The organism is Acetobacter nitrogenifigens DSM 23921 = NBRC 105050, from assembly GCF_000429165.1.
GTDB lineage: Bacteria > Pseudomonadota > Alphaproteobacteria > Acetobacterales > Acetobacteraceae > Acetobacter > Acetobacter nitrogenifigens.
The window spans coordinates 120,528-133,089 of record NZ_AUBI01000011.1 but is presented as its reverse complement, the minus strand read 5'-3'; the positions used below and the strand labels follow the sequence as shown (position 1 = coordinate 133,089).

Here is a 12,562-nt window from a genome sequence, read left to right as displayed (position 1 = left end):
GGCAAGAATGCCAATTGCCAGACCATGGTCTCCCTGACCCTGGCGGCGCACGAGGTACCGGTCATGGTAGGCCTGCGGCTGTTCCTGCCGGACAGCTGGATCGCTGACCCGACGCGTATGACCCGGGCGCGCATACCCGAAGAATATCAGACCGCCAGGAGCAAGCCCGAGATTGCGATCGCGGAAATCGACCGGCTGAGAGCGGCAGGTATACGGTTCGGCTGCGTGCTGGCCGATGCCGGCTATGGCCTGTCGGCATCGTTCCGCCAGGCTTTGAGCGCGCGGGGTCTGTATTGGGCCGTCGGCATTCCGCGTCACCAGAAAGTCTACCCGCACGATGTCCAACTAATCTTTCCCGAGATTATGCGCGGTCGACCACGCATCCGTCATGTGCCCGATCAGCCCTCGGTCAAGGCCGAGGCGGCGCTGGAGACCGCCACATGGCGACGGATGAGCTGGCGACGTGGTACCAAGACCGGCCTGGCCGCCAGGTTCGCCGCAGTGCGGATCCGCATTGCGGACGGACCGCCCCAGCGTATCGGCAGGCTTGGGGCACAGCACATGCCGGGCGAGGAAGCGTGGCTAGTCGGGGAGCGGCGAAGCACCGGCGAACGGAAATATTATCTGTCCAATCTACCGGCCGATACGCCGCTCAAGGACCTCGCCCGGGCGATCAAGGCACGATGGGTCTGCGAGCAGGCCCATCAGCAACTCAAGGAGGAACTCGGCCTCGATCACTTCGAGGGGCGATCGTGGATCGGGCTGCATCGGCATGCTCTGCTCGGCATGATGGCCTATGCTTTTCTCCAATCCTGTCGCCTCAAGGCAGCAGGGCGGAAAAAAACCATCACGGGTCCGCCGCCTCAGCCCAGTCTGCCAGCGATCCGTCAGGCCATTCTTGATCGCATCCTCCGACCACCATGCCGGCAGTGCCCTCACTGCGGCAGGACGCTCAGTCCTGCCCTCATCACAGAAAATGTCAAAGTAATGCTAGAAAATTTTAACAACTCAATCTGATCCGCTCTTTTTCAATGAACCGCGCCGGGATTGGCCGAGACCTTTCCTCCTGAGAAGAAGGTTTGATGGGGAATTCTGTGAAGAAGTTTTCCCCTGAAGTTCGTGCCCGCGCAGTGCGGCTGGTTCTAGAGCATGAGGACTGTGCGTTTCCCGGTTTTCTGATCCCGCCTCGTGCCTGCCATAAAGCTCTTGCTGAGGACATATATAAAGCAGACTTTTACGCTGGGCATACGGCACTTACATCGCCGACGGATCAGGATTGGACGACCATTGCCCTCTCCATAAGCAATAATTTTTCCGAGCTCGCCAAGCACGGTAGATGAGTGACTTGAAAATAAAACGGTTAATATAATAATCAGATGCTCACCTATCCTTAGGACCCATTTTATGATCTAATTCATTATAATTTATAATACTTTCATTTTCAGAAATGACCGGAAACCTTGTTATAATAAAGTGATTTATATCAGAAATTCCAATTTTATTTTTCAATAAGCCCTCTCTGCCTTTCTCTTTTTTTAGGGACTTTATGTAATACGATACAAGTCTTTTATTATACCTTACATATAATTTCCTATTTTCAGATATCTTGTTGATATTTATAAAATTGTTTTTGCATTGAAAATTATATATTTTGTTGTCTTTAACAGAAACAACATCAAATTCTTTTCTATTTATTCGTTTAATATCTGTTATATCAAATCCCATATCCTTTAATTTCTTCTTCACAATGTCTTCAAATATAAACCCTGAGTGTATTTGATACCTTTTTCTACTTTCAAGATGTTTATTTTTGAAGTTATACAAAAACCTTATGATCATATTTTCGGTTGAGAACAACACTCCTTCTATATCAATAAAAGGCCTAAACTCATTGATGCTATTTTCATATTCATTATTGTTTTTGGACACGAACATATCCATGAGATCGGTTGCTTTTATATGATGTTGTTTTGAGAAAATTTTTAAAATATCCTCTTTTTTTATCTCTATGTAATAGTTGTCCTTCATGTAATGAGACAATTCTAATATAATATTATGTATTTCTAAAAAATAAGAATCTTTTAAATTAAATGCGTCATATGTTGCGGTAATTTTTTTTACAAAATTCCTTAATTCAGGCGCAGAAAAAATAGCCTTAGCGGGCGCTGCTTCCATTTCAGGTCTCGCTATCTGATCAGCGCGCAAATCTTCCATAGCTATAATGGAAATGCGCTCTGGATCAGAGAAATCCACATCTAATGTTTCAATCCAGTGGTTTGATTTAAATACATTATCTATAATTTCTATTTGGAAATCATGATAAATATCAGACATTACAAGATTCAAATAGGAGCTTGTGATAGACATCCCATATAATTCAACTAGGGTTGTAAAATCTACAAGAATACACTGCTCATCTGGAGTTTCATTTCCTATACAGATATCTGGTATCATATACAACAAAGCTAGGTAGTGGCGACGTCTAGACTGTAGATAGTCTACAACATCCCCTATTTTTTCTAATTTAAAAACAGGTCTATAATGTGAAAGATGGTGTTGATCAAACGATTTTTTTATGGCCGCAATTTGTATTATTATTTTATTTATTCTATTAGCGGTATTTGCTCCGAACAAAGGAGAAATATATCTATTTATAGTGATAAATACTATTGTTGGGTTACGTACATATTTTTCGTCTATTCTAATATCAAGAAACATTTTTTTTAAATTATCATCGTGTATACCAAATTTTGCGACGTTAATTAACTCCTCCACTCCTCTAATGGTTTCGCTCCAAACATGGAATAGAGATTTTTTTTCATATTTTGACATTTCATCTTTAATAAAGTTTTTATTTTTTTCAATTTCTGCCTCTAATAGGCTGATTGAATCAGATCTATTTAGTATTTTTATTTCGTTCATCACGTTTCTTTTATTCCTATCAATCAATATTTATAAGAACAATATATGATTGGCTGAATTTGCACACAAGTCATTCTCCCGACCAGCCTATATCTGTCTACTAAATGAAGCAACAACCTAACTGTTGATGATAATTGCTGACATTTCTGAATTAATGACAATTTTCGGACTTTAATCATTGCCGGTAAGTGTTCTGTTATAACAATGTAAGGTTGTGTCTCCGGCCATTTACGTGAATGTCTAGCGACTGATTATGCTGCCCAATTGGTGACCTTCCGCTTCCCCCCCCGCCTGCGCCATTGAGCGCAGCGACCAATGCGTGGCATCGCGCGGTGTTTCTTCCGGGGTCATGCCGATCGTCTGTGCGATCTCCTCGTCGCCGATCGAACGCGGCGTCCCCGGCCGGGGTTCATCGTAAAGCCCGTCCAGACGGTCCGTCGCAAAACGCCGGCGCCACTTGCCAACCGTGTTGATGTCCGCCCCCGTCAGGTCACGGATCGCTTTGTTCTCATGCCCATCGGCTGCGGCAAGGACAATACGGGCTCCCCGCGCAAGCGCCTGGCCCGTCTTGCGCGCCCTTGCCAGAGATTCCAGTTCCTGACGCTCCAATGCCGTCAGTTCGATCGCAACCGCCGTGCGTCCCATTCGATTGCCCCTGCCATCAGGATAATCATATAAACTTCTCGATCAGGACACTAGTTAGCTGATCGGATTGGTGCGGAGACTATCGCTTTCGCTCCGCCCCAAATTAGCTAGTCTTCCCACTAGGGCGGAGGGGCGGTACGGTGCTTTCTTGCTTAATTCGCGGGTGAGCTGGAGGGGGAATTGGTGGACGAGGACGAGACAGCAGCACCAGAGGAGGCGGTGGCGTCCGAAATGATCGCGGCCCTTGCCGGGCAGGAAACGGATGTGTTGGAAACGCCAGACGCGTTTCTGACCGGGGTCGCTGCTGCGCTCAACGCCTCCGATGATGTCGATGCCGATTTGGCCGCGATCCTGACGGATCATCTGTTGACCGTTATGCCGCACGAAAATGTCATTGCGAATGCCAAGGCGGCGATCCTGACGCTGGCCGCTGAGCGCGCGGCCACGGCCGAGGAAGCGGCCGATGGCTGATCCGACGCTGTTTCACTCGCTGACGCTCGAAGGCTTTCGCGCCTATCTTCAGCCTAAGACCTTCGATTTCAGCAAGAAGCCGAGCCTCGCGATTTTCGCGCCCAATGGTCTCGGCAAGTCGAGTGTCATCGACGCGCTCGAATTCCTCTTCTCCGAACATGGCACGCTCGATCGGCTCGGGCAGCGTGCGCTCAATAACCAGGCCGGCCCGTCCGCGCTGGTCCATAATGGCGCGCAGGCGGCAGGGATCGCGCCGGTGGTCAAGTTCACGACCATCACCGGCAAGGCCACCACTGCGGGAAGCCGCACGGCGCTGGGCAATCCACGCCCGATCCATGCAGCAGCCACCGCAATGAAAGCCGGGTTCGTCGTCGCGCCGATCATCCGCGGTTATACGCTGCGGACTTTCGTCGAAGAGCAGAAGGCGGAGACCCGCTACAGCGACGTGGTGAGCTGGCTGCAGCTCTCGCCGCTGGTCGAGGTCCAGAAGAATCTCCGGCTGCTGCGCCGCGACGTCAAGGCCGCTGCCGAGAGCACGACTGAGCAGGTTCGTCTCGCCGGGCAGCTACGCACCGAGACCGCCCAGGCCGTCCAGGCGTGGGACGACGCGGCTGTGCTCGACTTCGTCAACACAAACGTCATTGCGCCACTCGATCCCGCATTGACGATGGCGGCGCTCGATGCCGCAGACGCCGGCTATGTCGATATCGGCAAACGCGTCGCGGCCGAGGAGAAGAGCGTCGGCCTCGCCGGTCTGCGACAGGTCCGCAACTCGGTTATCGCGCTGTGGCAGAAGATTGTGCCCGAGGACGGCGGCGACCCCGAATATTCGGGTGCCATTGCCGCCTTCGACGAAGCGCTGGCGGTTCTGGCCGATGCCATGGTCACCGAAGCCGACGAGCGCGACAAAGCGGCGGACACGGTCTTCCGGTCGGTGTGGAAGGAAGCCGAGAAACTGTTTGCCGACGATGCTGCGGCTCCGGACAAATGTCCGGTCTGCGCGACGGCGATCGGCGATACCGCTGCCGGAAGCGTCCCCGCGATCCGCGATCTTCTGAAGACCCACCTCGACGATCTGCAAAGCTACAACGACGCCAAGACCGCGCTGGACGACGCCGACAAAGCCACTATCAAGGCGCATAACCGGCTGATCGCGCGGCTTCCAGCGATGATCGATCATCTGTTCGAAGATGATCCCGACGACTTCAGGGCAGCACTCATCGAGTATCAGGCCGGGGTTGCCGCATGGCCGGCCGCCGCCGCCCCTGCGTCCGCCGCGATCACCGCCGAGCTGGAGGCGCGCCTCGCCGGTCTCGACCAGGATATCGCCGACATCGAGGACAAGCAGGGCGAACATACCTGGGTGAAGGCAAAGGCGAGCATCGACCGACTGGTGAAGCTCCAGACGGATGTAGCGCTGGCGACACGGACGACCGAGGAACTCACCGCGCTGCACGAGTCTCTCGGCACCCAGGCCACACTCGTCTCGGGCAAGATTCGCGAGAAGATTCAGTCGCTGCTCGACACCCTCCAGGCGCCGATGAACGACATCTACAAGGAAATCCAGGGCGACAAGGCCAGGCCGATCCGGCTCGAGCTGCCCAGGGAGGACGATACCAATCAGCAGCGCATGCAGCTGGTCATCGACTTCGCCGACAATCGTCAGGGCGTTGCGCCCGGCGGCTATCTGAGCGACTCCCAGATTCACTCGGTGGCGCTGGCGCTGCGCCTCGCGGCGATCAAGAAGTTCAACAGAGCCGCCCCGGTGATCGCGCTCGACGATGTCGTTACCTCCTATGACGCCGACCATCGCCGCGCGATCGGCGCGCTACTCGCCAAGATGTTCACCGACTGCCAGATCATCCTCGTCACCCATGACGAGCGGTTCTTCAATCACTTGAAGGATCAGCTCGCCGCGAAGGACTGGCAGTTCACGCGCATCATCGGGCTAGACCCGGCATACGGCCCGCGCTTCGCCGACCATAAGGTGACAGACGAGATGATCGCCGATCGCTGGGACAAGGGCGAATCCGCTGCCAACGAGATGCGTCAGGCCGAGGAGGAATGGCTGCTCGGCATCGCTCGCGGCTTTGGCGTCAACGTCCGCATCCGTCAACTCGAGAAGGCCTATTCCTACGAGCGATCCGAATTGGCCTCGGCGATCGGCGGCTTCCTCAGCGATATCAAATTGACGCCAGCCGACGTGCCCGGGGTCAACAACCGATTCATCACCAGCTTGGTGAAGGGCGACATCGAGAATTTCGGCAGCCACTTCCAGGACGCGCCCTATGGCGATGGCTCGATCGGCGACGAGAAGACACGCTGGGGCGAATTCAAAGCATTCCGCGGTCAATTCGAATGCGTGTGTGGCCGAACGAAGTATCAGAGGCCTTTCGGCCTTAGCAAGCCGGTCTGCGCTCACAATAAATGCGAGACACAATTCGAGTTCAAACCGCTTGTCGTGTGAGGAAAGCAAGGTTGAAGCGCTGTGCTATTGATGAGGAAAAACCGAGGAATGCCGACCTATTTCTTCATCGGGGGCAAGGTGAGGGTGTGAGAACTGTGCACAGTCAAATTGAAACTACGGAACGAGATCCACGTAGCGCGCAGGGCCCCTGGAGCGATCTCGCGCTTCACACGATCGGTTGGCGCGCCTTTCAGGACCTTTGCTCGCAAGTCTGCGAAGTGGTCCTAGGGCGCCCCGTCGAAATATTCCGAGAAGCGCAGGACGGCGGTCAGGATGCGGTCTTTCTCATACCCTCGCCAAATGGCGAGCAGCTCATCGGCACGATCCAGTGCAAGCACACTTCGGACGCCGGCAAAGCGTTGAAGCTCAGCGACCTCTCCGCTGAAATCGGTAATGTCGAGGAACTCGTTAAAGGCGGCCAGGCAGACACATACATCTTCATGACCAACATGAGCGTGGATGCGCCGGTTGCGGCCGCCATGCGCGCCAAACTGCGCGAGTTCGGCGTTCGCAAGCCGCATATCCTGGGCCGCCAATACATCGTTCGGGTCATCAAGAGTAGCGCACGCCTGCGCGCCCTCGTCCCGCAGGTTTACGGTCTAGGGGATTTGACAGCGATCGTCGATGAACGGCTTAGCGAGCAGAGCCGCGCGCTGCTCGATAGCTGGATTCCGAAACTTCGTACCTATGTTCCAACTCAGGCGCATCGCGACGCCGTCAACGCCATCTCGGACCACGGCGTGGTGCTTCTGCTCGGCAATCCTGCGAGCGGCAAATCGGCGATCGGTGCGATCGTTTCAACGATCGCTTCGGAAAATCCCGACAACACCGTGTTGGCGCTGACCAGTCCACGCGATTTCGAGGCTGGCTGGAATCCCAACGATCCCGGGCGATTCTTTTGGATTGATGACGCTTTTGGCTCGAACGTGCTGCGCGACGATTACGTACAGGATTGGGCGTCGGCGTTTTCGAAGCTGCGCGCAGCAATCAAGCACGGCAACCGCTTCCTGCTGACATCGCGCAAGCATATTTACGAAGCAGCTCGGCGCCGACTGGGGCAGCGTAATCTAGCGCAATTCGCTGATGGCAGCGCCGTGGTCGACGTCGGTGAACTTACCTTCGAAGAGAAGGCACAAATCCTTTACAACCACATCAATTTCGGCGAGCAGAGCCAAAGCTGGCGTTCGAACGTCAAGCCGCATCTAGCCGCCGTTGCCGCCGTCGAAGAGTTCTTGCCCGGAATCGCTGAGCGGCTTGGCGACCCGAACTTTACCAAGGGACTGACGCCGCGCGAAAGTTCGCTCGTCCGCTTCATGGAGGAGCCGACCGAGCACCTTATCGACACGGTCAGCGCACTGGACGAGCAACTCCGGGCCGCGCTCTATCTCATCTACGTCCATCAAGCCGGCTTCGATCCCAGCGATCATGATGCGGCGGCAGCGCAGGCGGTTTCGGACTTGACCGGTTTCACCCTAGCCAAGATCCAAGATTGCTTCGCCGAATTGAAGGGATCCTTTCTCAAGCTATCCGGCACCAAATGGACCTTCGCGCATCCGACCATCTCGGATGCTCTGACAGAGGTTTTGCGGCAAAAACCTCATATGATGGCCGCACTGATCCGCGGCGCACCAATTGATACGATCCTCGGCAGCTTCACCTGCGAGGGATCGCCGCTCATTCGGGATGCCTTGGTGATTCCGTCCACGCTGGACGAAGCGCTGGTAGCGCGTCTCAGCCACACGCCGGACGAAAACCATCGAAATTGGATGCTGTTTCACTTCCTGTCCTACAGGGCGAACGACGCGGTTTTCGCCAAACTAATCGGACAGTTCCCGGAGCTACTCAGGCGCTACTGCTGGCAGTCCGATCCCCTCGCCAATGACCCTCGGTTTCATACCTACGGCCGCGCCCATCAATTCGGTCTACTCCCGGAAGATTTGCGGCGCGAGGCCGCAAGGAGCCTCGAATCCGCAGCGCTCTCAGACCTCGATATGTCCTTCTTTGCCGAGAGGGGGATGCTCGCACTCATATCGCCGCTTCGTCTCGTCGGATTAGGCTTGGCGCTGCGAACCAATCTTCTGCCCGCTCTTGAAGAGAAGATCGACGAGATCGCCGCAGATGCCGATCTGGATGAAGAGCCCGACAGCCACTTTAAGAAATTGCTCGATGCGCTCGAGCGCATCGAGGAAATGGGCGTCGAGCTGGATGACGATGCGGTTGGCTTGGTCGGCGACGCGCGGGATCAGGTGAATCGGGCGGTCGACGGACTTGAAGAACGCAAGCGGGAGCGCGACGAAGATAACGAAGACGACACGGACTGGACCTATATCGTCACGCAGAACAAAGAAGAGCCGTCACCGCCGGAACTTGCGGCTACGAAGCGCTCGATCTTCGACGATGTCGATAAGTGACGATCACCAGATGGGACGATCGGATACAGGCGTATAACATCCGCAACTTCGGCAACTCCTGCCCAGCGGCCGGAAGCAGCCCGAATGACTGCTCTTGTGAGACTACAACGTTCGTGCAGCCAGTAACGAACGTCTCAATCTGGTCGTTAATCATCATAAACGTGAGCACTGCGAATGGCAGCTTTCGATCACTCCTCCCCGATAACCGACTTACTGCTTGCCCCGCAAAGGTGCTGCGGGAACGCCAGTCGAAAGCCGTCGGCGCGGCAAGGTCTCTCCGTCGATCACTGCGGTGCCTGGGGAATGATGGGCGTGCGAACGACCGCGCCGCCAGTCGCGTCCTCGTCCCAGGGTCAGTTATGGCGGCGGCCGGGCTGAAGCTGGATCAGGCAGTCGATGTGCGCGAGGAAAGCGAGCTCGTCGGGCGTTTGAAGTCCGTGTTATGACCGACGAGGCCCGTTCTGGTCTGGTGCGAGTTCTGCAATCGCCTTTTGCAGTTGACTCGCAAAATTGTCTGCCTCCGCCAGCCGCTCCGTCAAGGCCCGGAGTAGCTCCTGGTCCGCGTCGAGTCTCGCCGGAGACGCGCCAGACCGTCTGTTCGACGCTGGTTTGCCGGCGAGTGCATCAGCGATCATTTTGCTGACCCGGTTCGCAGCCTTTCGCGAAGGATCGGCCTGCACGTGGGCATAAATGGCTGTCGATCTGGGATTGTTGTGCCCCAGGATGGCGCCCGTTAATGCAACCGCTTCTCCTGTAGATATCGCGGTCGATCCCATGGTGTGCCGCAACGTATGAGGAGTTACGCCGGGGAGGTTGGCTTTCTTGATCGCGCGGGTCCAAACGGTCTTGGTGCCCTGATAATGGCCTCTTCCGCGCTCGGCAGGAAAAACAAAATCGCTGTCAATCACCCTTTCAAGGCTTTTTAAGAGGGCAATTGCTGCCGCTCCCAAGGGACGGACAGACATGCCGGTCTTGGTGTCATCAAGTTCAAGAAGCCCGTCCACAAGATTGGCCTCAGACCATTTCAGACCGGCAATCTCGTCGCGTCTACAGCCGGTGAGAGCCCATAGACGTGCAATATTAACCGCCTTGGGGTTTACCCCCTCTGCCTCAAGTTCGTCGAGGGCGCTACCGAGCCGCGTCACTTCCTCAAGGGTAAGGAATCGTTTGTTTTCATTGTCTGTCTTTCTGACAGCAGCAGTGTCGCATGGGTTCTGCGTCACAATCTCGCGCCGACGTGCGAAGCTGAAAACAGCCGATAAGTCGCGGACGACCTTCCGCGCGGCCCCCGCGCCCCCACGTACGATGATGCGCTTGCGCGGACCGATCTTTTCGTCGCGGGCGGTTTTGCCAGCAGTAATATCAGATACCAGCCGCTCGATGTCGCCGGCGTTGACACTCGGCGCTTTTCGTCTTCCGAGAAGCGGGACGACGTGGTGTCGAAGGCGCGCGATTGTGTACGCTTTTGTGCGGGGCTTCATAGCCTCGCCCTGCCGCTTGCCGCGCTGGACCACGCATCCTTCTTTCTCATAGAGGTCGACCAACTCGGAGACGAGCATTTCACTGCGCTTGGCTTTCAGTTCTGCCGCTGGGTCAGCACCAGCAGCGACGGCTCCAAGCTTGGCCTTTGCCAATTTGCGAGCCTCGAAAGCCGTGAGGGCGCCATATCGTCCGATGGTCAGCCATCGCTGTTCGGCCTCAGCTCCACCCCCGCCAGCCCGATATTTGACAACGAACGTTTTCTCACCGCTCATTCCGACTCGGAGGCCGAACCCGGCCAGGTCGCTATCCCACACCACGTAGCGCTTACCGTTCGGCTTAGCTGCGTCAACCGTTTCCTTGGTCAGCAGGATGCTCTTTCGCGTGGCCATTCTACACTCCGACGGGCTGCTTGTGGCTACCACCGGGCTACCACCGACGGGCAAAATCTGGGGTAATTCTAGCGTGAGCAGAGTAGGTATTCAACACGTAAGTATCTGCAATATAGGAATATATCGTGCCATGGCGAAGTGGGGCGTAGGCTATTCTCACCCTTGCCAAGGTTGGGGTCGTGGGTTCGAATCCCATCGCCCGCTCCAGTTTCTCTCAAAGAAAATCGGGCTTTTAGATAAACGCACATCGCCGTTTATCTTTTCGCGCCACACGCGATTATCACGCAGTTTCGTGAAGAATATGCCCACAGACCAATCTCCGGTTGGCCAGTCGCGCGCGACAACTCTCAACGCATCAAATGCATTAACCGCAGCCTATGCGACGCCGGTACACGCAGCCCCAATGTCAGCCTCTCATGGCCAGGACGCCAGAGAGCTGGAGCCGGGCCACGCATGAAGGACGGCGGCACGAGGAAACGCAGCCCGAACCCATCATCCGGTCCCTTCCCGATGGCACGAGGGCTATGGTCGTCAGTCGTATTGCTCGCACCGATAAGCAGGCAGGCAGAGGATTCCAAGCACATTCGCCACGGGCTGAATGATATTGTGCCGCAATCGGCTCAACTTTATGGGACGACGTGAGATCGGATCGGTAACATCGGGATTCCGAACGCCGAATCTGACTCGCCACGCAGGCTGATTCTTCACCGGAATGCGGAGGCTCTTGCCTCCGGTTATAACCGCCGTCGGACATGGCCCTTACAATGTTTCAAGACAGGCGGCGCGTCCCACGCTTTTCTCGATCAGTCGTCGGGAGCGAGCTGCCTGCCATATTCAGCGGCAACCCAGTCGATGAAAACGCGAACCCTGAGGTTCAACTGACGGCTGCGCGGATATATCGCATAGACTGGCGTGGATGACGGCGGCGTTTCGGGAAGGCATTCCACGAACACGCCTTCGGTCAGATTTTTTTCTGCGGCATAACGGGGAATCTGAATCAGACCGAGGCCTTCCATTGCGGCGGCCCGATATGTGTCGGCTCCATTTACTGTCAGGACGGATGACAGCGTCACCGTTTTGCGGGCGCCATCCACCATGAACTCAAGCGGAAGAACGCCGCCAATCGCGGACGAGCGGAAGCCGATCATCTGATGGCCGTCCAGCATGTCCCACCTTGAGGGAACGCCGAAACGCTCCAGATAACGCGGCGACGCGACGGTCACTTCGGGCAGCAGTGCGATGCGTCTGGCGGCGAGATCGCTCTCCTTCAACTCTCCTGTACGCAACACGCAATCCACGCCCTCGCGCACGAGATCTACGAAACGGTCCGTCTCGCCAAGGTACAATTCCATATCAGGATATTCGCGGAAGAAACGCTGGAGGGTCGGCACGATCAAGCGGCGCGCCTGCGCGCCCTGAACGCCTACACGAAGCAGACCGCGCGGCCGCGCGCCTCTGAACGCGCTTTCAGCCTCTTCAATATCATCAAGGATTGTGAGGCAGCGCCGGTAATACGCCTCCCCGTCGAGCGTCGCGCGCACCTGACGCGTCGTACGCTGAAGCAGCCGCACCCCAAGCCGCGCCTCAAGCTGCTTGACGGCATCGGTCGCCGTCGAGGCTGGCAGCCTAAGGTCCTCGGCCGCTCGGACGAAGCTCCCGCGCTCCAGAACACGCGTGAACAGCCGCATGGCGTCGATACGATCCATTATTCGCCACTTTCGGATAGTGATACCGAATATTGTCTGATTATCTGTAAAATAAAAAGCGATACTCCG

The 12,562-nt window shown here is 55.6% G+C and carries 7 protein-coding genes, 1 tRNA gene and 1 pseudogene; 5 read left to right on the top strand and 4 right to left on the bottom strand.

Annotation, left to right across the window (positions count from 1 at the left end):
* A pseudogene (locus tag G442_RS22280) lies at window positions 1-902 on the top strand (IS701 family transposase); the annotation flags it as partial.
* A 478-nt stretch (window positions 903-1,380) separates the two neighbouring features.
* Here G442_RS22280 and G442_RS25135 read toward each other — a convergent pair.
* Window positions 1,381-2,922 carry a hypothetical protein gene (locus G442_RS25135; protein WP_146882473.1) on the bottom strand — a complete coding sequence of 514 codons (1,542 nt, stop codon included), beginning with the start codon at window positions 2,920-2,922 and terminating at the stop codon, window positions 1,381-1,383.
* Between the two features lie 240 nt (window positions 2,923-3,162).
* Window positions 3,163-3,567, bottom strand: coding sequence for a helix-turn-helix domain-containing protein (locus G442_RS0113185; protein WP_026398367.1), 405 nt, complete (start codon window positions 3,565-3,567; stop codon window positions 3,163-3,165).
* Between the two features lie 183 nt (window positions 3,568-3,750).
* Here G442_RS0113185 and G442_RS0113180 point away from each other — a divergent pair, with 183 nt between their 5' ends.
* The 3 genes from G442_RS0113180 to G442_RS0113170 all read left to right on the top strand — a co-directional run bounded on the left by G442_RS0113180 (window position 3,751) and on the right by G442_RS0113170 (window position 8,916).
* Window positions 3,751-4,038 (top strand): hypothetical protein, encoded by a 288-nt coding sequence (locus G442_RS0113180; protein ID WP_026398366.1) that lies wholly within the window; start codon window positions 3,751-3,753, stop codon window positions 4,036-4,038.
* Window positions 4,031-6,505 (top strand): AAA family ATPase, encoded by a 2,475-nt coding sequence (locus G442_RS0113175; RefSeq protein WP_026398365.1) that lies wholly within the window; start codon window positions 4,031-4,033, stop codon window positions 6,503-6,505. Before G442_RS0113180 ends, G442_RS0113175 begins: the two co-directional genes overlap by 8 nt.
* A gap of 95 nt (window positions 6,506-6,600) precedes the next feature.
* The gene (locus tag G442_RS0113170; RefSeq protein WP_211229146.1) at window positions 6,601-8,916 is read left to right on the top strand and encodes an nSTAND3 domain-containing NTPase; all 2,316 of its coding nucleotides are present in this window, start codon (window positions 6,601-6,603) and stop codon (window positions 8,914-8,916) included.
* Window positions 8,917-9,356: 440 nt separating this feature from the next.
* Here the strand turns inward: G442_RS0113170 and G442_RS22275 are convergent, their stop codons facing one another.
* Window positions 9,357-10,787 (bottom strand): site-specific integrase, encoded by a 1,431-nt coding sequence (locus tag G442_RS22275; RefSeq protein WP_035376617.1) that lies wholly within the window; start codon window positions 10,785-10,787, stop codon window positions 9,357-9,359.
* Between the two features lie 138 nt (window positions 10,788-10,925).
* Here G442_RS22275 and G442_RS0113155 point away from each other — a divergent pair.
* Window positions 10,926-10,994: transfer RNA gene (locus G442_RS0113155), tRNA-OTHER, on the top strand.
* 596 nt (window positions 10,995-11,590) lie between these two features.
* On the opposite strand, the gene G442_RS0113150 is transcribed toward G442_RS0113155, so the two are convergent.
* Window positions 11,591-12,493 (bottom strand): LysR family transcriptional regulator, encoded by a 903-nt coding sequence (locus G442_RS0113150; RefSeq protein ID WP_026398363.1) that lies wholly within the window; start codon window positions 12,491-12,493, stop codon window positions 11,591-11,593.
* Between the last annotated feature and the right edge of the window lie 69 nt (window positions 12,494-12,562).

Bases quoted from the DNA above. Each gene is read 5' to 3' on its own strand.
- G442_RS0113150 (WP_026398363.1), bottom strand. From the start codon at position 12,493: ATGGATCGTATCGACGCCATGCGGCTGTTCACGCGTGTTCTGGAGCGC.
- G442_RS25135 (WP_146882473.1), bottom strand. From the start codon at position 2,922: ATGAACGAAATAAAAATACTAAATAGATCTGATTCAATCAGCCTATTA.
- G442_RS22275 (WP_035376617.1), bottom strand. From the start codon at position 10,787: ATGGCCACGCGAAAGAGCATCCTGCTGACCAAGGAAACGGTTGACGCA.
- G442_RS0113185 (WP_026398367.1), bottom strand. From the start codon at position 3,567: ATGGGACGCACGGCGGTTGCGATCGAACTGACGGCATTGGAGCGTCAG.
- G442_RS0113175 (WP_026398365.1), top strand. From the start codon at position 4,031: ATGGCTGATCCGACGCTGTTTCACTCGCTGACGCTCGAAGGCTTTCGC.